The organism is Bacillus sp. FJAT-50079 (genome assembly GCF_018343515.1).
Taxonomy (GTDB): domain Bacteria; phylum Bacillota; class Bacilli; order Bacillales; family Bacillaceae_C; genus Lederbergia.
Genome location: NZ_JAGYPD010000002.1, coordinates 249891 through 271198 on the forward strand (window position 1 = coordinate 249891; position 21308 = coordinate 271198).

Below are 21308 nucleotides of genomic sequence, written 5' to 3' on the forward strand. Positions count from 1 at the left end.
GTTGTTTTTTAATGTATCATAACGGTCTCGTTGTCGTTTCTTCCAATACCTTTGTTTTTCCTCCCTTCGTTAAAATATGGGCGCTGATGAATAAAACAATAATGAGAAAAGCAAGAATCCAAAAAAGAATCGTTTGAATTCCATTAAAAACTTGTTGATAAAATAATGCAGCAAATGCCCCTCCAAGCAAGGGACCTACGACTGGGATCCAAGAATAGCCCCAATCTGACGAGCCCTTTCCAGCGATCGGCAAGAAAAAATGCGCGATTCTTGGACCTAAATCACGGGCAGGATTAATCGCAAAACCTGTTGGCGATCCAAGTGATAGTCCAATAGCGAGAATAAGAAGGCCAATGATTAAAGGATGGAGTCCTTCCGTAAATTCATTGGCTCCAATTGCCAAAATACCTAAGACAAGCGCAAATGTACCAATCATTTCACTAATTAAGTTGGCAAGCGGATTTTTGATCGCTGGACTTGTTGAAAATACAACTAATTTAGTTGCTGCATCGTCCGTTTCTTTCCAATGCGGTAAGTAATGTAAATAAACGAACACTGCACCGATAAATGCACCGATCATTTGTGCTATCACATAAGGGAGCACATTCGACCAAGGGAAGGCATCAATCAACGCTAAACCAAGCGTCACAGCTGGATTTAAATGTGCTCCACTAATGCCGCCAACTGTATAGATCGCAATCGCTACCCCAAGTCCAAACCCCATCGTAATCACAATCCAACCAGACTGCTGTGCTTTTGTTTTATTTAATACGACTCCCCCTACTACACCACAGCCAAATAGGACTAAAATCATTGTCCCGACTAATTCACCGAAAAAAGCTGACATATGCAGCCCTCCCAAGAAAGGCATAAATACGTTTTCTTAACCGAATGAATGTTTTCTTATTGCGCAATCATTCCATGTGGGTCGATGACAAACTTCTTCGCTGCCCCTTTATCAAATACTTCATAACCAGTTGGCGCTTCATCTAAACCAATAACAGTTGCATTCACTGCTTTGGCAATTTGCGCCTTGCCGCTTAAAATCGATTTCATTAAGAAATTATGATACTTCATCACTGGCGTCTGCCCTGTGACAAAATGATGCGCTTTCGCCCATCCGAGCCCAATGCGAATTTTCAGTGTGCCAACCTTAGCATCTTCATCAATACCGCCCGGATCACCGGTCACATATAAACCAGGAATCCCTAACTTACCCCCTGCCCGCGTAATACTCATCACCGAGTTAAGGACAGTTGCAGGTGCTTCCCCACTTCCCGGTCCGTGTCCGCTTGCCTCAAATCCAACCGCATCAACAGCACAATCTACTTCAGGAACACCAAGAATTTGCTCAATTTGCTCACCTAAATTATCATGATCTCTAAGGTTAACCGTTTCACATCCGAAGCTTCTTGCTTGCGCTAAACGCTCTTCGATTAAATCTCCTACAATCACCGTCGATGCACCTAATAATTGGGCAGAGTGAGCAGCCGCAAGTCCGACAGGCCCCGCTCCTGCAATATAAACAGTTGATCCAATGCCAACACCCGCACTATATGCCCCATGAAACCCAGTTGGGAAAATATCTGAAAGCATAGCTAGATCAACGATTTTCTCCATCGCTTGTTCTTTATTAGGGAACTTTAATAATTGAAAATCTGCGTAAGGAACCATTACATATTCGGACTGTCCACCGACCCAGCCTCCCATATCGACATAGCCGTATGCAGAGCCCGGACGATCTGGGTTCACATTTGTACAAATATGTGTATCCTGCTCTTTACAATTTCTACAACGACCACAAGCGATATTGAATGGTACAGATACTAGATCGCCCACTTTCATAAATTCTACATCTCTGCCAACTTCAATGACTTCACCGGTTATTTCATGACCTAGTACAAGCCCACTTGGAGCAGTCGTTCTTCCACGAACCATGTGCTGATCACTGCCACAAATATTCGTAGCAACCACTTTAAGAATGACACCATGCTCACATTTTCTCCCTACATTAAAGGGATTTACACCTGGACCATCTCTTAATACGAGATCTGGAAACGAAGTTGTTTCAACCGCTACTTTACCTGGCTCTTTGTACACAACCGCACGATTCGACAATGATATAACCTCCTAAATGATTGTTAATGCTTACACTTTATTTAACATGCAATTTTCGTGCCAACTTAACAACCATTGTTAACATGCATGAATAATAAAAAATTACATAGACTCGTATCATTTTCTAACAATTCAGTGTATAATTTTAGGACAACCAATGCATACAATCACTGCGCATTATATTATTCATGTGAGGTGAATACGTTTGCTGCAACAAAAAGTGGATGAAGAAAAAATGATTCAATTCTCTTGGAAACGCTGTCTTGAATTTGGCCTCAACCCCTCAGAGCTCCCTCAAGATCAAGTTCTTAATGATCAACAAATACGACAATTATTAGCAAAAAACAAAGAGCTAACGGATGCGGCGATTCCGATATTGGAAAAGTTTGCAACTATTTTAACCCAAGCTGGGCATATGGCTTCACTTACTGACAAAAATGGAACGATTATATACACACTTGGTGATGAGTGCTTTAAAAAACAGGCTAGAAAAATGCAAATGCAAGTCGGGGCTAATTGGCTAGAAAATAACCGAGGCACGAATGCGATTGGTGTGGCTTTACTTGAAAAAAATCCGATTAGAGTACATGGAGACCAACATTTTTATATTACAGCCCGCTTTCTCTCATGTGCGGCATCACCGATTTTCTCTCCGTCCGGCCAAATCATCGGTGCGATCAACATTAGTGGAAAAAAAGAGCTATTTAATCCATATCATTTCTTACTCTCGCAAATTATTGCAGATGATATTCGCAACTGTTTGTTGCTTCAGCAATCAAAAAGAGACCAACAGCCTCCGATTGCAGAACTTGAATATACCATTAATAAATATGTTAGTTACCCTTACGTCTCTCTCGATCATGAACAGCGGATTGTGAGGGCGAATCGTCATGCAAAAAAAATACTCGGAGAAAGCTGCATCGGTAAAAAAATCGAGCGCTATCAACATTCATTTACAATCGAGCCTATTATACATGATTCGACCAGCAAGCATTTCATTGCTGTTCAACAAAAGCTGATCAATTATAAAGATTTATATACGTTTGCCGATATTAAAGGGAGCTGTACCAAGATCACACAGTTGAAAGAATTGGCAAAGAAAGTAGCAGCTACCGATATGTCGACATTGCTTTTCGGTGAAACTGGAACAGGAAAAGAGCTGTTTGCACAATCGATTCATACATCAAGCTTTCGAGCGCATCAACCGTTTATTGCCGTCAATTGTAGCGCCATTCCTGAATCACTAATTGAAAGTGAGCTTTTCGGATATATTGGAGGGGCATTTACAGGGGCACATTCAGAAGGAAGGAAGGGGAAATTTGAGGCTGCACACCGTGGAACTCTTTTTCTCGACGAAATTGGCGACATGTCCTTACGTGCCCAAGCTAGCCTGCTTCGCGCTTTACAAGAAGGTGAGATTACAGCTGTCGGCAGTCACATAAGCAAAAAAGTGGATGTAAGAATCATTGCTGCAACGAATAAAAATCTATTAGAAGAAATCAGTTCAGGAAATTTTCGAGCGGATCTATATTATCGCTTAAGAGGGATCCTCCTTTCACTCCCATCATTGAGAGAAAGAAGCGATATCATTGAAATTGCTAAAAGCATCTTAAAAAACAGTGGAAAATATTTATCAGAAGATGCCAAGAACCTTATTTTGTCATACTCTTGGCCTGGTAATATTCGTGAGCTATCAAGTGCGCTTGTGGAAGCAGCATTTTTAGCTGAAGGTGACATCATTTACTCCAAGGATTTCCAATTGGAAAAAGAGGGGGTTCGATCAACTGATGAGCCTTTAATTCAATCGTTAAAAGAAATAGAGAAAGAAACAATTAGGGACTATATAAGACTTGCACAAGGTAATATTTCCCATGTCGCTGAATGGCTTCAAATTAGCCGCAATACTCTTTATCGTAAAATGAAAGAATACAATCTGAAGCTTTAGTTTTCCCATAAAAATAATCCCTCACTTCATTGTGAGGGATTCTCTTTTTTTAAAATCCAGTAAACCCGCCGAAAAGCCCCGACAGAAGGCTGATGATTAACGTCATTGCGTCAAAAAAGAGCAAAATTCCAACTAAGATCATAATCACTCCGCCAATTTTGACGATTTTAACATTATGTTTGCGAATCCAATTCAGCTTGCTTATAAAGAAAGACAATATGAAAAACGGAATGGCAAAACCGAGCGTATAAGCAAGCATATAGATAACACCAGAACCCGGATTAGCCGCTGCTAACGTTAAGACGGCTGCTAAAATCGGACCCGTACATGGTAACCAGCCCGCAGCAAATCCCATCCCAATTAATATCGAGCCAAGAAAGCCCGCTGGACGATTCTTGAACTGAATGCGGCGTTCTTTCATTAGAAATTCCGGCGAAAGAAAACCGGCAACGATTAATCCAAATAAGACGATAAAGATCGCACCAATTTGACGAATTAAATCTTGATAATTGCTAAATAAGCTACCGATAAATGACGATCCAAATCCAAGCGCAACAAAAATAACCGAAAAGCCTAGTAAAAAAAAGAAGGTATGTAACATGCTTCGCCGTCTAAACATCGCATGATCATCCCTTATCTCTGAAACAGACATTCCGGTAATATAGGATAAAAATGCGGGATACAATGGAAGGACACACGGCGAAATAAAGCTTAAAAACCCTGCCCCTAATGCTAAAAACAAATTAATATCCCCAGTCATAAATTACAACTCCCACCACGTATTTATATGTTCAAAAATGGTCAAAAGACAAACGTTCGAAATCCAACTTGGATTCGCGACCATAGCTTTGAACACCCTACCATTCCTCATTCTATCAGATAACGATCGATAAGAACCGTAGAAGGCTTGTGAAACTTTTGTGGCATTTGGAATATAAAGCAATTAATTTATTGCTCTTGCTTATATCCCAACACTTCTCCTACAATCTGCTCAAAATCAATCATCTCTCTAGACCCACGCAACCAATCATCCCCCATTACGAAATATTGATTCTGTTCAAGAGTTAATTCTTCCATCGATGGTTCAAATAGATCAGGATGAAAGTGATCTAACCTTCCAATTTCCTTTAGCACTTGTTCATATTCATCCTTCTCATACCCAAGCCGATGCGCCTTTCCGTAAAAGGCATCAAGTCTACGGCGATCAATAAAGATTTGTCCTTTTTTAATCGAAATCGTTTCACCTGGCAAAGCGATCACCCTTGCTACAAGCACGTCATCATTCTGTTCGTACAAAATCACTTCTCCTCTTTTTATCTTTTTCTGCTGATAAGCAGTTGGATCGATTACAAGCTCATGTGCATAAAAGTCGTGATTACCATAATCCATCGTGTCTAACCGATCATCCAAAATGAGCAAATGTGATTGGTTGGCCTCTATAAATGAAATCGTTTGAGACGTTTTCTCATCTTTCATTACACTATTTCCACTCCAAAAAATCGCTTGATCATTCATTACTGTGAAGAAAAAGAACGCAATGAAGATGGCTGCACAACAAGAAAGAATGATCGGAAGAAATCAAGATCTCTTCTTGCTATGACGCAACTTAATTTTCACTAAGCTGGCGTTTCTAGTAACTTCCGATCGCTCGACATGCCGTAATATTTCAAATTCCTGATTATATTCATCCATCACTTTTCCCCTCCTCAGCATCTCTACCTTCAATGCAGCAAAAGCCCTTGCCATCGTTGACTTCACTTTCGCTTCTGTCCATCCTAATATATAAGCCGTTTCTTTAATTGAATGTTCATTGATTTTTCGCAAAATGATCACAGCTTGGTAATGAGTTTTCAATGTCGATAATGCCTCATACAGCTGTACGATTCGATCATTTTTTACGATCTGATCTGCGGGCAAAATCGCATTGTCATCAACAACATCCTTTTTCCCGAGACGGAAAAAGTGAATTAGCTTTTTTCTTCTTAAATAATCATATGTTACGTTTCTTGCTATTTTTACAAGCCACGTCAAAATGCTCGCTTGATGATTGAACGTATGAATATGTTTAAACGCTCGATAAAATGATTCCTGTGTTAAATCTTCCGCTACTTCCTTTTTCCGAACATGAAATAAAATATAGCGATAGATAAAATCACTATATTTAAAATACACTTGCTCCCAATCCACCACCCCATCTCCTCTTACTTAAAAAGACGAATCATGTTAGCAAAGGAATCGATTTTCTCCCTTATTCTTTTTCATAAAAAATACTCACAATCATTGGGAGGCATAGTATAGAATTATAATTTCTAGATAAGACTTCCTAATTTTTACAAAATAAAAAACCACTCTCCTTGGTATTGTTTCCAATAGAAAAAGTGGTTTTGGATTCGTTTGATGAAAGATAAAGCAATAAATAAGATGTATGTTAAAAATTCACTCTATAAATAGATGAAATAATAATTTATTTCATAAATGCTCATCGATCATACAAAAACTTAACGAGAGTGAAGCTTACTTCATCTGCTTATTCATTGCTTGCATCATTTGATTAATTTTCTTTTGGGATGGTTTCATTCCCATTTGCATCAAATGCTTGGTATATCAACGTTTCTTTCAATTTTAGAAAATTCTATTCATCTATGAAAAATATACCTTATTGGCATTATTTTGTCTAGCGTTATTGATGAAAAATAAATTAATATTTTAATAAAATGGTTTAGCATTCACGTTATTATGATATTGTCCTCTCACTTATAAGAGCCAATAATCCAACTATCGAATAATTTACCCACCACAATAGCAAAAATGAATATAGGATCACCTTGATTTCAAATGTTACGTTAATTAACACTTCTCATTCCAAATCCAATCCATATTCATCTTTTAATGTTTGAACTGTATCACTATATATTTTTTCAAATTGATCAATTTCATTTTTGTTTGGTTTAATATTAGAATTTAGTATATTGATTGCACCGAACAAGTTAAGCAATTCATACTTAAACTTGAAATTATCTTCATTTGTGCATATTCTTCACCTTGGTTATATATTTTTTTATCTATACCAAATGTGTTTGAACAACCAACTAACAATAAAAGTAAAATACCATATAATCGTTTTTTCATGTTACAGCACTCCCTCCAATTTACCTAGCACATTCGACATAAAAGGTGGAAATCCTTTTAAATATTGGTAATTCATAATAATATAATCGACTTCAATTTTACAATGAAAATTAAAAAAGCAACAACAAACACTTGTTCCTATTTTATTTTCATTGTAAAATGAAATCATCTTGTAAAAAGGATGATGAAGATGATGATGATTCCAGATCACGACCAAGATATTATTAATAAAGCCATCTATTTACCTTTACTTATCATTAACTTAAATCGAGATTTACTCATAGTTGAAAATAGTACATTTAAACTAAAAACAGCTTATCTTAATTTAATCGACAAAACTTTAAGATCAATTCAACTTGAGCTTGCACAAGTGAAACGGTACATGTATCGAAATAAAATTAAAGTAGAGCGTCAAGAAACAGATAAAATGGGAACACACTACTTAATTGTCTATAATGGTTATCAACAACCTAGCCTTTATGCGAACAACGTGTTGAAAAGCACATCCGATGAATTGTTAAATGAATACATGAATAAAAATGATGATTGAAACTAAATCAAATTTGGAACGTATAGATTAATAAGACAATTTTATTTAAGGGGGAATTGACATGTCGATTAATAAAACTAGAAGTTTTCTTTATACTCTTGCAAAAATTTTAGGAGATGTAAATGCGGTTAAAAAGGGGAAAGTTGGGAAAAGGATTATGAGAAGAACTGCTGGAAGGGCAACTGGAAAAGCGTTGAGGAAGCTGTTTAAATAAAAAAGAATCGCCTAAAATTAATTAAGCGATTCTATATATTTAAAGTTATTTTCCGAGCCTTTTAAGCCCTGTTAATTGTGCTTTCGCAACATAGTTAGCGATCTTTTTCATTTCCTGATCGCTCATGTTTCCGTCAACGTTAAAGACAAATTCATTATTGATATTAACGTCTTGGTTATTTGTTGTGCCTGTTGATAATGCTTCCATGTTAGCAAATATTTTATCGGCAATTGTACCAAGAATTGGTTTAGTCAAAGGTAAAATGGCTTCTGCTCCTGCTTCGCCACCAACCATTAAGTTGTTGCCATTCATCCCGAAAACAGTAGGATTGAGCATAAGTCCACCTTTAGCAAACCATTGTAAGCCAATTTTCGGAACGCTTGGGGGATTTAACGAGAAACTACCTGTCAATGTAAATCTTGGTAATTTAGGCATCTTAATTGATGGGAAACTTAACGATAGCCCGCTGAAAAAGCCTTTGATTTTATCAATTACGCCACTTATTAAATCACGTGCCTTCGTGAATGGATTGACTGATAACTCTGGGAATTTCAAGCTTAAATTAGTAAAAAAGCCTTTGATTGCTGAAATCACTGCTGATATTACATTTCGTGCTGTTTCAATAGGGTTTGTCATGGCGGATTTTACTAAATTAAAAATTGAAGTTGCATTACTTAGTAAATTCTTAAAATAATTTATGACACCAGAAACTAGATTTTCACTTATTCTAATCGCATCGTCACCAAGACCTTTAAAAAATCCTGTAATACTACTCCACATATTTTTAAATAGATTAATTGAACCTGTACCAAATGATTTGAAGATCGTTAAAATTCTTCCCATCATCATCAAGTTCGCTAGATTCCATATAAATTCGAGTGCTCCCGATAAAAGCTGCTTCGTTCCTTCCCATAAACCTTTCCAGTCACCAGTAAAAAGGGATGCGAAAACCTTTATCAATCCTAAGATTGTGTTTAGCGCTCCATTAATTACACCTTTTACATTATCCATAACCATTTTTATTACAAATTCTATTGCAGGCATTAAAAAATCAACAACTGCCTTTATTGCATTAAAAACATTTGAAAAGGCTTCTTGTATTTGCGCTCCATTTTCAGCCCAAAAATCCTTTATAATTTGCACTTTTTCTTGAAAAAATGCGACTGTTGCGCCAAATAAATTTAAAACAATTTCTTTAACCGTTGAAAAAACTGCATTGACACCATTTCTAAATGTTTCGGAATGGTTATAAGCCAAAATAAACCCTGCTACGAGTGCCGCAATTCCTGCAACAATTAAACCTATCGGGCTTGCAATTGCTCCAATAACTGTGCCTAACACTGAAAAGATTGGGGATAATGCGCTTATTGCTGTCATTAATTTACCAACAATTAACAAAATCGGCCCGATTGCAATTGCTCCCAAACTACCAAATAAAGTTACCTTTTTAATGATTTCTTGGATAGATGGGTCTAAATTATCAAACCATTGTTTAATGTCTTTGATTTTGTCGATAAATCCCCCGACCATAGCGCCGAACTTTTCGCCTGCTTGTTCAGCCTTTGCACCCATTCCGTCTATGTATTCAATGACTTTTGGTATATTTTCTTTGATAGTAGAGAAAAACCCTCCACCTTTACCACCTGCATCTAAAAATGATGCTCCTAAACGACCAACTGCCGCCCACATGTTGGCGATTCCTGCGGTAAATGATTCCTCACCAAACGTTTTTGCCGCACCACCGATATTATTTTCGATGGCGTTCATTAACATTTCGCTTGATATTTTACCTTCGGATGCCATTTTAAAAACCGCATCTGAGGTTACTCCTGCTTCTTTCGCAAGCCACTGATAAACTGGCAAACCTCTATCAGATAATTGTTGTAATTCACCATTATAAGCCTTATTTGATGTTGTAACTTTGTTTAAAATACTACCCATTTCACTCATTGATGAGCCTGCAATAGCCGCCGCATCACCTGTTAAACTTAAATATCTGGTTAACTCTTTTCCTGTATTAACTCCTGCGGCAACTGCATTTGCGGCTGTTGTTGCGGCTTCGTCCATACCAAACGATGTGCCACGAACAGCATCAAGTGCTGATGTCATGATCGCTTCTACACCTTTGGCATCATGACCAAGACCTGTTAATTTTGCCCTAGCTGTATCAATGCCGACTAAACGACTAAACCCTTTTGCTAATGTAATTCCTGCTAAGGCTGTTCCTGCCGCCACTGCGGGCATAGTGATAGATTTGGTTAAACTTGTTCCAACTTTTGTAAATCCTTCACCGATCGACTTGGTTTTTGCGGCAAAATTCTTAGCAAGACTATCTGTCTTTTTACCAACGTCATTTATAGCCTTTGTAAATGAATCTGTCTTAGCTATGATTTCAGCAACTAAACTAAATTGTTGTGCCATTTTCTCACTCCTTTATAATAAAAAAATCCAAAAAAAATAAGGGGACATCCAATTGAATGGACATCCCCTTATTTGATTGAATTTTAGTTTTTTACATATTCTTCAATTGTTCTTTTGCTTTTCTAATGCCTTCAAAATCAGTATTCGTATTTTCAATAAGTTCATGCTCTTGTTCTTTCTCAAAATATTTGAAAAATTCTTCTCGCCCTTTATTATCCATATTTGGATGTGAAAGCAAGGAAATTTGCGCTTGCATTAAATACTCATTCCTTTGAGAATCCCGAATAATTTCTTGATTTAAAATATGTTCATCAAGAGGAAAATCAAGAATCTCATTTCTTGTCCATCCGTATTCTTTCGCATAAAGATTTACTATTGAAAGCATCATCTTTTGATAGCTTGTAAAAAAGCTTTCTTTCTTCTTTTTAGAAAGAGAATCAGAATTAGCCTTTTCGCTTACTTCTGATTCTTCATGAAGTTTTTTAAATATCCTACAATCGTTTCAAAGTTATTAACTGCTAAAACTGATTGAATTAATAAGATAAAATCATCAATTCCACCATCAAGAATTTTCTCTAAATCAATCCCACTTGCAACGCTTAAAAATGGTGGTAGTGTTTCGGATGCGGACATAATCAACATTGGTGCTTTTTCAAGCATCGCTGTCGTGTCTAAATCCCTTGCTTCACCTTCTTCATTCATAAAAATATCTTTAAAAACCTCTGGCAAATTATTTAATGTCATTGCCAATGCTCCAATTCTACGAACTGGAATCTTTTTAACCTCGAACTCTTCACCATTAAAATTTAATTTTACTGAATCTTGCATTTCTCATATCCCCTTTTAATTTGTTTCTGTCTTTAATATTTTTTTAAATTTAGCTAAAATTAAAAAAGAAGAAGATTTTACTCTTCTTCAACCGTTCCTTCTTGTCCAATGCGGAAATAGTTTCCACCTTTTGAGCTGTCACCTGTTAACGGCAACGCTTTAAACTCAACCTCGTATTTCACTACATCTTTACCATAAACACGCTCAAATGCACCTGTTGGGAAAGCTTTAAAGATTGTAAGATCGTAATCTGTATCTGCCCCTGCATCTTTCGGATGAACCTTGATTTCGACTGCTTTATCTCTCATACGTTGATGAATTTTCCCATCGGTTAAACCGATTGTTGTTGCACCATTTTTAATTTCATCCAATGCAGGCAAAGCCATTTTTAATTTATCGAAGCTCTCCTCTTGGAAAACAACTTTCAAACTGACTGCCCAACTGTCGAGATAAAGATCATATAAACCTAACTCATACGTTTCAACATCAAGGTATTGTGGCTCGGCGGTAAAAGTAGCCGCATCGCCTTGTAAGCCCATGTCTTGACCGCCGATAGTTATATCAGCAAGCCCAAAACCTACTTTAATTTCATTGCTCATTTAATTCACTCTTTCTTTTCTTCTTATTATTTTTTAATTAGAAAAACGAGTTCAAGGACAAGTTCCTCATTCTCGTTTTTATCTTTGTACAGATAATTAACATCTGTCCTTGCATAACTATGTAGAACCCTTATTTCACCCAAATGATAATTTTCCTTTGAATGAAAAAGTTCCATTATTTCATTACCTAAAACGCTACCCTCTTCATATGTGGAAGTCCTAAATTTAATTTCGACAACTTTTTCTCTTGTTGGTGCATATAAATCTGGTGGATAGCCACCAAGATCAATCACACTTACAATTAAATCTGGCTCATCTGGATAAAAGTTGATGAATAGATTTTCGCCGAACGTTAAGTTTTCAGCTTTAACATTTTCTGAAATATAATCCTTAACATTATCAAGAAGATTACCCATTAGTAGCACCAACTTTCGACAAAGCTTCTTCCCAATCACCAATAAAGAAATATGAATTTATTAAACTTCCATCAACATGATTTTTAGCCATCTTTCCGATAAAAGTAATTTCAAACATATCTTTTTCCTTTTTAAAGGTTCTTTTAAATCCTTCTTCTGGTGAGATGTAAGCTTCCAAGATACACAAGTCATACTCTTTCGAATCCGTACCTTTTGGATGCACAATAAGCCTTTTACCTTCCATATTCACATTGGAAGCATCATCGTACAAACCATGTTGATGATCTTTTAAAGTTTGCATATGCATTTTTAAAGTTTCATAGGATTGATGCTCAATCGAAACGGTAAAAGTGACTTCGTAGCTTTCAAGTATATATCTTTGGGTTTCTGCCAATGCGCCACCAAACATAGGCTTATATGTAGGAATAGCTGAAAATACACCATCACTTGCCATTGCAGGAAGCTTTATATCATCGTATGTAATTTCGCACAATCCAAATGGAATATTAATACTATTCAAAGCCCTTCACCATCGCTTCAAGTATATGTTTCATATACTTTTCCGAATATGTAAAAAGTGGGGTACTTAAATATTTACGACCTACGGACATACCATCAAATCCACTTTTCCCTCTTGATGTAGCACCTAAATTATAAAAATCTTCGTGCATCTTTAACGCATATTCTTTGTTGTAGCCGACTTTTGCTTTGATCTCTCCACCACTATTGACTGCGGGTTCAACCGTACCATTTTCCATAAGTCCACCTTCATCGAGTGGAGCAAGTTTCTGGGAAACTGAAAGCAAATCCTCTGCCACTTCGTTCACACCAACTTCAATATTGGTAACTGTTTCAAATGCAAATCTTTGCAATTCCTTAGAAAAATCTTCAAGTTTAATATTTTTCATACAAAAATCACCTTTTTCACAACTTCACCAATGGTATTTCGAGTGATTTTCAAAGAAATGATTGTATACTCCAAGCCTTCGTATTCAACTTTATCATCGACTTTTACATCAACATCTGGCGAAATAATAATTTCTAATTGAGAAACAACTTCTTTGGCTGATTTATCTTTCACCAATTGATATTTTTCTTTCACTCTGCATTTAATAAATTGCTCATTCTTTTTAATAGGCTTGCCGTAACCATCCCGTCCAATTTCGTAAATGATAATACAATCTTGATATAACGTGATCATAGGATTTTTCCCACTTTTTTATAGATGTGCTTTTTTAAGAATGTATAAGCAATTGGTGAAATAACAGATTGATTCATTGAAAAAGATAAATCTTCAACTTTGTATGAAGTAACTCCCTCACGTTGAAGTCGTGAGCGCTCCTTATCGAAAGTTGCTAGAAAGATCGCTTGCTCAAATATGGCAAATTGATAGATTTCTAATTCTTCTGTTCCCTTACGCAAATCAAAGACACTATTAATCATCGTTTCAGCTTTGTTTAACAGGCTTTCTCGTTCATCATAAAGTGTTTCATCCCATGCATCGGCTTCGGTGTGACTTCTAAAATATTCATCTGCCTTGTCAATTAAGATTTCATCAATCATCTTTCTTCACCCTCTTATCAGATGAAGGCTTCTTTTTTGTTGCTGTTTTAGGCTTTGTTTTTGGTTTTTCTTCTTTGGGTTTTTCTTCTGCTTCTTCAATATATAAAGAAAATCCGTCACGATCTTTGTATAAGATTTCCCAAGCTTTTTGGGTAACCTTAATTATTTCATTCGCATTGTTTAATACTTTTATTGTTTTTGACTTCATCTTTTCACCTCCAATGTAAAAAGGAGGGAAAAGCCCCTCCAAATTGTTATTAATTACTTTCAATTAAGCTTTTTTAAGAACTGAAAAAGCATCTTCTCTTGTTACAACGTGTGCAAAGTGTGCAATTACACGTAAAGCGACCATATCTTGTTCCGCAAGGTTTAAATTCCCAATTGTCGCTTCTTCAAGTAATTTATATTCAATGTCACCTTTGATTCCAACAACTGAATATTTAAAGTCTCCTGTAATTGCTGTTGTATCAGCACCAACACCAAATGAATATTCTACTGGCTGTCCGTATAGCTCATCGCTCATTTCTTGAGTGATTGCAGGAACATAAAGAGAATTTCCATTTGCATCTTTCAATTTTCTGAAACGGTTTTTAGTAGCATGTTTTGTAAGGAAACCATTTACATTATAGCCATGCGATTCCACCAAACTCATCGCATCGGAAATATCTTCATGTAAGCCTTGACCTGCTGTATCTCCTTCTGCAACTGCTTGCGCTCCTGCACCTGCAACAATGTTAGCAATTGCTTTTGCATCGAATAAACGTGCGAATTGCTCATTAATGTCATCTTTGATTTCTTCGAAAACATCAACGATACTTTCATTAACTAGCTCGCTTGAGAATGGAACGATGATTGCATATTTTTGAGTTTTCAATGTGACTGACTCAAATTCTGCATCTTCGTTTGTACCGATTTTTTCACCTTCACCTACTACATAAGCATTTAAGCCATTCAATACAGGGATGATTTTTTCTCCTGATTTCATGGCTTCAATTTTTGATAGGTTCATAACGGCTGAACCCTTTTGAACTCCTTTTACAACTTCATTGCTTAATTCGGCTTGAAATACGCCTTGTGCATTTTCTTTTAACATTTACATAAACTTCCTTCTCTAATTTTTTCTGTCATTTCTTTGAACGACAAAAAAGCCACCCAATAAAATTGGCTGACTGTTTCCTTTTTATATTTTTTTAATGAAAGTTAATTAAAACTTTCTTCCAAGACTTTTAATAAAAGCCGTATTGTTTATAGGCTCTTGTTCGCTTGGATTATTGCCTTTATTCCCGAAATCTTCAACAACTTGCTTTTTGAATAATCCTTTGGAAACTGCTGATTCAATCCATTTAATTTTGAATAAATCGTCACCCTCTGGGATTAAGTCTTGAAATTCTTCTGGGACTTCATTTAATCGTGATTGAAAAATATCATTGAATGCTGTTTTGTATTTTTCAAGTTCTGCATTTACTTCATTGTTGGTTTCTGTGACATTTTCAACTTCTTCAATTTCATCAACTTTAACATCATCTGTTTTAGGCTCTGCTTGGCTCTCATTTTTATCATTTATTGATTTCTTAATTTCTTCCAATTCAGCTTTAACCTGTTTATATTTATCGTTGATTTCCTTGAATCTTTGATAAGGAACTGCTTTTTCATCTGAATCATCTTCATCCTCATTATCATTCGCATCTTCACCATCATTTGTGTGGTCTTTGTCTGATTCCTCGATTAATTCAGTTTCATTTGAATCATCTTCAACCGTATCTGTTTTTACATCTTCATCTGATGAGTCGGTTGATTCTTGATCTTCTAGTTCCTCAATATTCTCTAAATATTCTTTTGCCATTTTCATAATCTCCTTTGCATTGACATTTATTTACGTGGTTGAGTCCACGAATGCAATTAGTGATAAATTAACTAAAGCTTTTAATGTCTTCATAGTTTTGGACAAAGAAATATCACGCTTTCTTTTTACGTGATTGATACTCAATTTTATTTAGTTCGCTTATGCTCAAACTTTGATATTTTTTATCAACTGTTTCACCTTTACCCCTTAAACTAGAAATATAGGGTAAAAACACATGTTTGCAATTTGGATGCAATGTTGGAAAACCTTGATTTGGTAGGGTTTCAATACTTGGATAGATTTCACTTTTTCCACTAATTGAAAAAACTTTATCCTCGTAAAGCGAACACCAATCGCTTGCACCATGATTAGAAATTTGAATTAGGTCAAGATTTTCATTGTATGTGTCGCTGTTTTCTTGGTATTCTCTCAACCTGTTCATCGTACCTTGATTATATAGAATCCTGCTTTTCGTTCTTATCAACATGTCGCTGTATCGCTCAATAGTCCAATCTTTACGCCCTGCATCAACGAATGAAGAAACACCACTTTTTAATAGTTTTTCTTTCAACTCTTTTTTAATCTTCTTTTGGCTTGTTCCATCCTCAATCATCGCTGTGAGCAACTCTTTAGCATTTTCACGTATAATTCTTTTAGCTTGAACGCTCATAAATTGAGTTCTTTTCGCTAAATCTCTATAAAGATCATTTTGAGCCTGTTTCAAGGCTTGTTTATGGGCATGTTTAGAGCCTTTAATTTTTTTTACACCTTGCAAATCGACTGCTACGGTGTCGATATTTTTTAAAGACAACAAATAATAAGAAGGAAATACATTTTTTACATATTTCAAAGCATCTGCATCAAGCTTTTTCAGATGTGATTGAATCTTTTTTAATAATCGCTGCGATTGCTTTTCATTTAATCCTTGATTAATTTGTTGTTGTAGATGTTTTAAAATTAATGTGTAGGCGATTATATATTTAATGATGAGATTTTCTGTTTCTTTGTCAATTTCTTCAAGGGATTCGTATTCTAAATCATCTAGATTATTAAACTCTGCCATTATTGATCGATCTCGATTTCATCAATATCTACTGATTCACTGTTCATAAACGATAATCGTTGACGCTCGTTTTCTTCATTAATTATTTCAAGAAACTCTTCTTCAACTTCTTGTGAAGTGTAATGAGGATTTAATCTTGCAATTGCTGATTTTATACTAGTTGCGCCCGAAACGATTTTAAGTTGTTCAGTTTGCATCTGGTTATATTCATCGTTTGGCATAGATGCCGTCATTTCAACGGATGGCAAAGCAGGCGTATATTTTGCTCCTGTCAAAACATCAAGTTGTTGAGCTTGGAATAAGACTTTCTTAATCCCTTGTTCGAAATACTTCAATGAATTTTCAATGACTGTTGAGGTTCTGAAAGCTTTCAACTTAATAGATAATGCTGAACTATTGGCTGATTCCTTCGTTAACCCATATAAATTCGCATTTAATGGCGAAACATAATGGATCGCTTTCATGATTACTTCATCAAGAAACTCAAAATTAGCTTTCAATTGTGATTCCCAAGTTAAATATTCTGGTTTTTGCTCGCCATCTTCGACAGGAAGAAATAATGAATTTTCACCTTTTACAAACTTGTAATTTTCATCAAGTAAACTTACACTTCCAACAATTGAAGGGTTCGTATGCTTATCTAGAATTTTACTAATTTGTGAAACCCTGTGATTATACTCTTCAAATAAAGGCTCTAGCCCAAAAAATAAGCTATAACCAAAAAAATCACCATTATGACGACTAAATGGAATGTACGTCAAAGGCGATTCTTTCAAATATGTATTCACTTCTGAAACTTCAACATCTGCGCCAATTTCATTGTTATTGTAGAAACTCTTTTTAGTAATGCACCAATATTCACCGTTACGCTTTTCATAAATCTCTTGATAAAGGAATGTATCTTTTCCTTCAACAACTGGAAAAGCAATTGTTTCCTTTACGATCTTTCTCTGATTAAAGGGATCTAATTGTGGAAAGTAGTATTCTGGTTGAATAAAAGTGATACGACTCTTTCCTTCATCTAGATAGTTTTTTAATACTGCCCCACCTTTTACCGCAACTGTAATCGCCATTTCAGATAGTAAAATGTTAAATTCATTATCAAAAATTAAACGATCAATTGCTGTTGATGCTTCTGGATTGTTTTTTATAATCGCTGAAATATCATCCTTAAATGATAAATCTCTGAACAACTTTGCTATTTCGGCAGGAAGAGGAATTGCAATATATTTTCCTGTTGTTTTCTTGAATTGTGGTTTATTTCTATATAAATCCCACATTCTTTGATAGCGCCTGTGACGCTTATCTTTAAAATTAATGCTCAATTTTTAACCTCCTTTTAAACACAAATAAACCTATAACCAACTTGGTTTAGGTCGAACTTGTTTCGGTTTCTTTACTTTTTCAATCAATTCCCACGCCCCTGTTAGTGAATCTGGTGCATCATCATGACTTGCTTTTGGGTTCCAGTCCTTAACTTGGCTGTTATATTCCTGTGAATCTCGATTAAATTTTATAATCCCATTCGCTATATCTGGCTGTAATTGCATAATCCTAACTTCCTTTTTTGTGCGTGGCTTGACTGGTTTAATGCGAATGTGGAAGATACCCTCAATTTTAAGCCGCTTCTTCAAATCTTCAAGAATATACTCTTGAAATAAAACGCTCTCAAATGCCAAAACATCAATAAAATCTTCATATTGCTTTACTTTTTCAACGATAAGATCAATCAATTTATCTGGTGTAATTCTTCTGATTTCACCATTGACGACATATTTATATCCAGTAATTTTGTGCTTACTTAATATCGTAATTGCGCTGTAATCGCCATTTCTTTTTCCCATTGCAGGGTCAACGAACATAACGCTGTTACATTCATTCAAATCTGGTAAACTATCAAAGTATTTTATGTTATTAAATATGTAATCTTCTGCGCCTCTAGGTTGACACATCATTTCTTTATAAAATGAGGATTCACCATCATCAACTAACTTTTTCATTAAGTGATAATAATTGAACTTTTCTTCCCATAAAACACGAGCGCCTTCTAACATTTCATCTTTATGGGCAATAAAAAAATCATGGGCAGTTTGCTCACGATTTTTATCTTCTAAACTTGTATATAGTTTTCGCCATTCCGCCCACAAATCCGATCTTTCAGCCCAATTTAAAACAGACTGGAAGAATAGTTGTTTATAACCTGTTGTTTCTGGTGAAAGAAGCTCTGAAAGTATATCTTCTTGATGTAACACTGTCCCGACAACTAATGTTCTTGTATTTTCATCTCCTGCATTCAACAATGAATCTTTATATGTATTTGCAAGTTTTTCTCTTGCCGAATCACTCTCTGCAACATCATCTTTAATTAAATCATCTGCTAAAATTAAAGACGGTCTATGCTCCTTGTATCTCACACCTCGAATAGAACCATCAATCCCCCGAATCATCATACATGTATCGTTGTTCAGCCAAATTTCATTAAATGCCCATTTGCTTGATGATTTTAGCTTTCCAAAATCTTCAATAATGGCATCATTTGATGTTAATTCATCTTTGATCATTTGAAGGAAGGGAACTGCAATATCTTCGGTGGCACTAACGAGTAAAATGAATTGAAGTTTTTTATATAAAAGGATGTGTAAGGGGAATAAAAAACTTGATAAAGTTGATTTTCCGAAACCTCGAGGAACACCTACAACCATTCGTTTTCCTTCATTTTCAATCAACCAATTTAATTCTTTCATTAATGATGTATGAAATTGTGAAAATGGTTTATTGAAGTATTTTGGGAAATAGGCTTGTGCTAAATAGGATATGTTGATTTCTGCTAACATTTTTCTTAGTCCATCTTGTCCTGTTAAAGGGTAGTTGTTGATTAGGGTTTCAATTTCTTCACTTGTAAAATGTTTTTCAAGATATTTCATTAACAATTTTAAATCTTGTTCTTTTATGGTTGCTTCCTCCTTTCGATTAAGTTTTTTGAACGACAAATAAGCCCATTCGAACAATCTAAACAAAGGAAAGGGAGAGAGGAAACCTTTGAAGATTGCTCGAATCGGCTTATTTGCTGATTTTTATTTGATTGTTGTTAATTGTGATTATTGCTGTTAGGTAAAGGTTCAACTTTTCTAAAAAACACTTTATCGATATTGTATTTTGCTTCTAATTTATTAATTATATATGACTCATATATCTCTCGGTCTAAAGCGTCTGGTACGAAAAAAACAGCAATTTTATAAACTTCATCGAGATTAAAATTAATTACAGTAGTTCCATTAAAATGACTTCGTATTCTTTGTCTTAATTTAACTGTTTGCCCACAATACAAAAGTTCCCCATTTTTATTGAAAAACATATAGATTCCTGCCACATCTCTAGGAATTTTTCTGTAATCAGTAAAACCATATATACTACTTAGTTTTGGCTCTGAAATATCTCCAAGTTGTTTTTGCTTTAAGATAAATACATCTGTTTTAGGGATTACGATTTTAATCATTTGATTCGCTCCTTTTTATTAAATGTACCATATATGGTTAATTAATAGGATTGAGTCAAAGTTTAGAAAATGGTGCAAAAATTTGTGGGTGGTGGTGTGAGCGAAAATACGTTCGCAAAACTATCCCCCACCCCCTCGATAATCTCTCTTCTAAATTCAGCCAACTTCACAAACACCTCACTTCACCTTATACTTCTTGTGTGTATTGTGTATGCTGTGGCTTGTGCTGTACTTGGCTTATCATGGATGTACTGTATCTCTTGTACGTATACTATGTATGCCTATGTACATGTGTGTGTTATATGTGTATGTACTGTACCTTGTACCTTGTACCTTGCATAGCTTATGTGTAGTATATATGTCCTACACTACACACCACGCACCTGTTACACTACACACATCACCTACCTGTCATAGCTGTATCACTCCACGTACCTTCACACCTACTTCATCTACTACTAATTAAGTAACCCTATAATGTACCTTATAATATACTTCTATAAATGATGCTGTCTGGTGATTTGATTTCAAACTATAACAGATGGGAATTTAATAAAATTAAAGTACAAAATTATTTAAGCTTTTTTCAATTTCCTCATTTGTGATTCCGATATAAGTCAATGTAATTTCTGGATGAGAATGATTTAAAATCATTTGAAGCTGTGCCACATCTTTGAATTGCTTATAATGCCAATAACCAAATGTCTTTCTCATTGTATGAGTACCAATGCTTTCAAGGTCTGCAAACTCGCCTGCTTTAATTAGCTGTCTGTAAGCTTGTGTCGCTGAAATAGGCTTATCACCTTTCCTAGAAGGAAACAACCAATCACTCTCAATTATTTTAATGTAAGCTTGAATTTCATCATAGATGTTACTTAGATTAATTTCTCTTTTTTTCTTGGTTTTACCTTCGTAAATGAGTACCCTTTTCTTTCTTTTCACATCTGATACTTTAAGTTTTAATAAATCACCTATTCGCAATCCAGTATTAATTCCAATGAGAAATAAAATATAATCTCGCTCTGAACAATGTCTCTTCAAACTCCATTTCATATCTTCTAACTGCTCCAAGCTTCTGATTGGCTGAACATCTTTGATTTCTTCTTTTTTATTAATCATGATA

General features: G+C 35.4%; 26 protein-coding genes and 1 pseudogene. 3 read left to right on the forward strand and 24 right to left on the reverse strand.

All coding sequences use genetic code 11. From position 1 onward, the window contains the following. Positions 1 to 16: 16 nt before the first annotated feature. Positions 17 to 847: an MIP/aquaporin family protein gene (locus KHA95_RS05100; protein WP_213136406.1), complete on the reverse strand. Its 831-nt coding sequence runs from the start codon at positions 845 to 847 to the stop codon at positions 17 to 19. 56 nt (positions 848 to 903) lie between these two features. Beyond that, the gene (gene fdhA / locus KHA95_RS05105) at positions 904 to 2118 is read right to left on the reverse strand and encodes a formaldehyde dehydrogenase, glutathione-independent (RefSeq protein WP_249316596.1); all 1215 of its coding nucleotides are present in this window, start codon (positions 2116 to 2118) and stop codon (positions 904 to 906) included. Between the two features lie 205 nt (positions 2119 to 2323). Here fdhA and KHA95_RS05110 point away from each other — a divergent pair, with 205 nt between their 5' ends. Beyond that, positions 2324 to 4063: a sigma-54-dependent Fis family transcriptional regulator gene (locus KHA95_RS05110; RefSeq protein ID WP_213136407.1), complete on the forward strand. Its 1740-nt coding sequence runs from the start codon at positions 2324 to 2326 to the stop codon at positions 4061 to 4063. A gap of 49 nt (positions 4064 to 4112) precedes the next feature. On the opposite strand, the gene KHA95_RS05115 is transcribed toward KHA95_RS05110, so the two are convergent. The 5 genes and pseudogenes from KHA95_RS05115 to KHA95_RS05135 form a co-directional block, all read right to left on the reverse strand. Then, on the reverse strand, positions 4113 to 4823 hold the full coding sequence (locus KHA95_RS05115; RefSeq protein ID WP_213136408.1) for a cytochrome c biogenesis CcdA family protein: 711 nt from the start codon (positions 4821 to 4823) through the stop codon (positions 4113 to 4115). Positions 4824 to 5011: 188 nt separating this feature from the next. Continuing rightward, a complete protein-coding gene (lepB, locus tag KHA95_RS05120) occupies positions 5012 to 5539 on the reverse strand; it encodes a signal peptidase I (protein WP_213136409.1) in 528 nt (175 codons plus the stop codon). A 102-nt stretch (positions 5540 to 5641) separates the two neighbouring features. Further along, complete coding sequence (locus KHA95_RS05125; protein WP_349305440.1) at positions 5642 to 6250, reverse strand: RNA polymerase sigma factor; 609 nt, start codon at positions 6248 to 6250, stop codon at positions 5642 to 5644. 327 nt (positions 6251 to 6577) lie between these two features. After that, positions 6578 to 6655 (reverse strand): annotated as a pseudogene (locus tag KHA95_RS05130) (YneF family protein); the annotation flags it as partial. A 369-nt stretch (positions 6656 to 7024) separates the two neighbouring features. Next, positions 7025 to 7192 (reverse strand): hypothetical protein, encoded by a 168-nt coding sequence (locus KHA95_RS05135; RefSeq protein WP_213136411.1) that lies wholly within the window; start codon positions 7190 to 7192, stop codon positions 7025 to 7027. Between the two features lie 190 nt (positions 7193 to 7382). On the opposite strand from KHA95_RS05135, the gene KHA95_RS05140 reads away from it, so the two are divergent. After that, positions 7383 to 7742, forward strand: a complete 360-nt coding sequence (locus tag KHA95_RS05140) for a YhjD family protein (protein ID WP_213136412.1) — start codon at positions 7383 to 7385, stop codon at positions 7740 to 7742. 61 nt (positions 7743 to 7803) lie between these two features. After that, positions 7804 to 7956 carry a hypothetical protein gene (locus tag KHA95_RS05145; protein WP_213136413.1) on the forward strand — a complete coding sequence of 51 codons (153 nt, stop codon included), beginning with the start codon at positions 7804 to 7806 and terminating at the stop codon, positions 7954 to 7956. Positions 7957 to 8001: 45 nt separating this feature from the next. On the opposite strand, the gene KHA95_RS05150 is transcribed toward KHA95_RS05145, so the two are convergent. The 17 genes from KHA95_RS05150 to KHA95_RS05230 all read right to left on the reverse strand — a co-directional run bounded on the left by KHA95_RS05150 (position 8002) and on the right by KHA95_RS05230 (position 21304). Continuing rightward, on the reverse strand, positions 8002 to 10377 hold the full coding sequence (locus tag KHA95_RS05150; protein ID WP_213136414.1) for a phage tail protein: 2376 nt from the start codon (positions 10375 to 10377) through the stop codon (positions 8002 to 8004). A 91-nt stretch (positions 10378 to 10468) separates the two neighbouring features. Continuing rightward, positions 10469 to 10765: a hypothetical protein gene (locus tag KHA95_RS05155; protein WP_213136415.1), complete on the reverse strand. Its 297-nt coding sequence runs from the start codon at positions 10763 to 10765 to the stop codon at positions 10469 to 10471. A 68-nt stretch (positions 10766 to 10833) separates the two neighbouring features. Further along, positions 10834 to 11205: a hypothetical protein gene (locus KHA95_RS05160; RefSeq protein WP_213136416.1), complete on the reverse strand. Its 372-nt coding sequence runs from the start codon at positions 11203 to 11205 to the stop codon at positions 10834 to 10836. 77 nt (positions 11206 to 11282) lie between these two features. Next, positions 11283 to 11804 (reverse strand): hypothetical protein, encoded by a 522-nt coding sequence (locus KHA95_RS05165; RefSeq protein WP_213136417.1) that lies wholly within the window; start codon positions 11802 to 11804, stop codon positions 11283 to 11285. A 26-nt stretch (positions 11805 to 11830) separates the two neighbouring features. Then, a complete protein-coding gene (locus KHA95_RS05170) occupies positions 11831 to 12220 on the reverse strand; it encodes a minor capsid protein (RefSeq protein WP_213136418.1) in 390 nt (129 codons plus the stop codon). Beyond that, the gene (locus KHA95_RS05175; RefSeq protein WP_213136419.1) at positions 12213 to 12740 is read right to left on the reverse strand and encodes a hypothetical protein; all 528 of its coding nucleotides are present in this window, start codon (positions 12738 to 12740) and stop codon (positions 12213 to 12215) included. Before KHA95_RS05175 ends, KHA95_RS05170 begins: the two co-directional genes overlap by 8 nt. Further along, positions 12733 to 13128: a hypothetical protein gene (locus KHA95_RS05180; protein WP_213136420.1), complete on the reverse strand. Its 396-nt coding sequence runs from the start codon at positions 13126 to 13128 to the stop codon at positions 12733 to 12735. The genes KHA95_RS05175 and KHA95_RS05180 overlap by 8 nt, the downstream gene beginning before the upstream one ends. After that, the gene (locus tag KHA95_RS05185) at positions 13125 to 13421 is read right to left on the reverse strand and encodes a hypothetical protein (RefSeq protein WP_213136421.1); all 297 of its coding nucleotides are present in this window, start codon (positions 13419 to 13421) and stop codon (positions 13125 to 13127) included. Before KHA95_RS05185 ends, KHA95_RS05180 begins: the two co-directional genes overlap by 4 nt. Then, on the reverse strand, positions 13418 to 13783 hold the full coding sequence (locus KHA95_RS05190; protein ID WP_213136422.1) for a hypothetical protein: 366 nt from the start codon (positions 13781 to 13783) through the stop codon (positions 13418 to 13420). The genes KHA95_RS05185 and KHA95_RS05190 overlap by 4 nt, the downstream gene beginning before the upstream one ends. Then, complete coding sequence (locus tag KHA95_RS05195; protein WP_213136423.1) at positions 13776 to 13991, reverse strand: hypothetical protein; 216 nt, start codon at positions 13989 to 13991, stop codon at positions 13776 to 13778. The genes KHA95_RS05190 and KHA95_RS05195 overlap by 8 nt, the downstream gene beginning before the upstream one ends. Positions 13992 to 14054: 63 nt before the next feature. Then, positions 14055 to 14876 (reverse strand): phage major capsid protein, encoded by an 822-nt coding sequence (locus tag KHA95_RS05200; protein ID WP_213136424.1) that lies wholly within the window; start codon positions 14874 to 14876, stop codon positions 14055 to 14057. Between the two features lie 111 nt (positions 14877 to 14987). Beyond that, positions 14988 to 15626 carry a hypothetical protein gene (locus KHA95_RS05205; protein ID WP_213136425.1) on the reverse strand — a complete coding sequence of 213 codons (639 nt, stop codon included), beginning with the start codon at positions 15624 to 15626 and terminating at the stop codon, positions 14988 to 14990. A 112-nt stretch (positions 15627 to 15738) separates the two neighbouring features. Then, complete coding sequence (locus KHA95_RS05210; RefSeq protein ID WP_213136426.1) at positions 15739 to 16689, reverse strand: phage minor capsid protein; 951 nt, start codon at positions 16687 to 16689, stop codon at positions 15739 to 15741. After that, the gene (locus KHA95_RS05215) at positions 16689 to 18014 is read right to left on the reverse strand and encodes a phage portal protein (protein WP_213136427.1); all 1326 of its coding nucleotides are present in this window, start codon (positions 18012 to 18014) and stop codon (positions 16689 to 16691) included. Before KHA95_RS05215 ends, KHA95_RS05210 begins: the two co-directional genes overlap by 1 nt. Positions 18015 to 18044: 30 nt before the next feature. After that, the gene (gene terL / locus KHA95_RS05220; protein WP_213136428.1) at positions 18045 to 19679 is read right to left on the reverse strand and encodes a phage terminase large subunit; all 1635 of its coding nucleotides are present in this window, start codon (positions 19677 to 19679) and stop codon (positions 18045 to 18047) included. A gap of 98 nt (positions 19680 to 19777) precedes the next feature. Further along, on the reverse strand, positions 19778 to 20185 hold the full coding sequence (locus tag KHA95_RS05225) for a nucleotide excision repair endonuclease (RefSeq protein WP_213136429.1): 408 nt from the start codon (positions 20183 to 20185) through the stop codon (positions 19778 to 19780). 558 nt (positions 20186 to 20743) lie between these two features. Next, positions 20744 to 21304 carry a tyrosine-type recombinase/integrase gene (locus KHA95_RS05230; RefSeq protein WP_213136430.1) on the reverse strand — a complete coding sequence of 187 codons (561 nt, stop codon included), beginning with the start codon at positions 21302 to 21304 and terminating at the stop codon, positions 20744 to 20746. Between the last annotated feature and the right edge of the window lie 4 nt (positions 21305 to 21308).

Excerpts from the sequence above, each read along its gene's own strand:
- KHA95_RS05140 (WP_213136412.1), top strand. The coding sequence starts at position 7,383 with ATGATGATGATTCCAGATCACGACCAAGATATTATTAATAAAGCCATC.
- KHA95_RS05100 (WP_213136406.1), bottom strand. The coding sequence starts at position 847 with ATGTCAGCTTTTTTCGGTGAATTAGTCGGGACAATGATTTTAGTCCTA.
- KHA95_RS05225 (WP_213136429.1), bottom strand. The coding sequence starts at position 20,185 with ATGATTAAAATCGTAATCCCTAAAACAGATGTATTTATCTTAAAGCAA.
- KHA95_RS05195 (WP_213136423.1), bottom strand. The coding sequence starts at position 13,991 with ATGAAGTCAAAAACAATAAAAGTATTAAACAATGCGAATGAAATAATT.
- KHA95_RS05155 (WP_213136415.1), bottom strand. The coding sequence starts at position 10,765 with ATGATGCTTTCAATAGTAAATCTTTATGCGAAAGAATACGGATGGACA.
- KHA95_RS05230 (WP_213136430.1), bottom strand. The coding sequence starts at position 21,304 with ATGATTAATAAAAAAGAAGAAATCAAAGATGTTCAGCCAATCAGAAGC.
- KHA95_RS05210 (WP_213136426.1), bottom strand. The coding sequence starts at position 16,689 with ATGGCAGAGTTTAATAATCTAGATGATTTAGAATACGAATCCCTTGAA.
- lepB (WP_213136409.1), bottom strand. The coding sequence starts at position 5,539 with ATGAAAGATGAGAAAACGTCTCAAACGATTTCATTTATAGAGGCCAAC.
- KHA95_RS05205 (WP_213136425.1), bottom strand. The coding sequence starts at position 15,626 with ATGGCAAAAGAATATTTAGAGAATATTGAGGAACTAGAAGATCAAGAA.
- KHA95_RS05170 (WP_213136418.1), bottom strand. The coding sequence starts at position 12,220 with ATGGGTAATCTTCTTGATAATGTTAAGGATTATATTTCAGAAAATGTT.
- KHA95_RS05145 (WP_213136413.1), top strand. The coding sequence starts at position 7,804 with ATGTCGATTAATAAAACTAGAAGTTTTCTTTATACTCTTGCAAAAATT.
- KHA95_RS05200 (WP_213136424.1), bottom strand. The coding sequence starts at position 14,876 with ATGTTAAAAGAAAATGCACAAGGCGTATTTCAAGCCGAATTAAGCAAT.
- KHA95_RS05115 (WP_213136408.1), bottom strand. The coding sequence starts at position 4,823 with ATGACTGGGGATATTAATTTGTTTTTAGCATTAGGGGCAGGGTTTTTA.
- KHA95_RS05135 (WP_213136411.1), bottom strand. The coding sequence starts at position 7,192 with ATGAAAAAACGATTATATGGTATTTTACTTTTATTGTTAGTTGGTTGT.
- KHA95_RS05160 (WP_213136416.1), bottom strand. The coding sequence starts at position 11,205 with ATGCAAGATTCAGTAAAATTAAATTTTAATGGTGAAGAGTTCGAGGTT.
- KHA95_RS05150 (WP_213136414.1), bottom strand. The coding sequence starts at position 10,377 with ATGGCACAACAATTTAGTTTAGTTGCTGAAATCATAGCTAAGACAGAT.
- KHA95_RS05165 (WP_213136417.1), bottom strand. The coding sequence starts at position 11,804 with ATGAGCAATGAAATTAAAGTAGGTTTTGGGCTTGCTGATATAACTATC.
- KHA95_RS05180 (WP_213136420.1), bottom strand. The coding sequence starts at position 13,128 with ATGAAAAATATTAAACTTGAAGATTTTTCTAAGGAATTGCAAAGATTT.
- KHA95_RS05190 (WP_213136422.1), bottom strand. The coding sequence starts at position 13,783 with ATGATTGATGAAATCTTAATTGACAAGGCAGATGAATATTTTAGAAGT.
- KHA95_RS05185 (WP_213136421.1), bottom strand. The coding sequence starts at position 13,421 with ATGATCACGTTATATCAAGATTGTATTATCATTTACGAAATTGGACGG.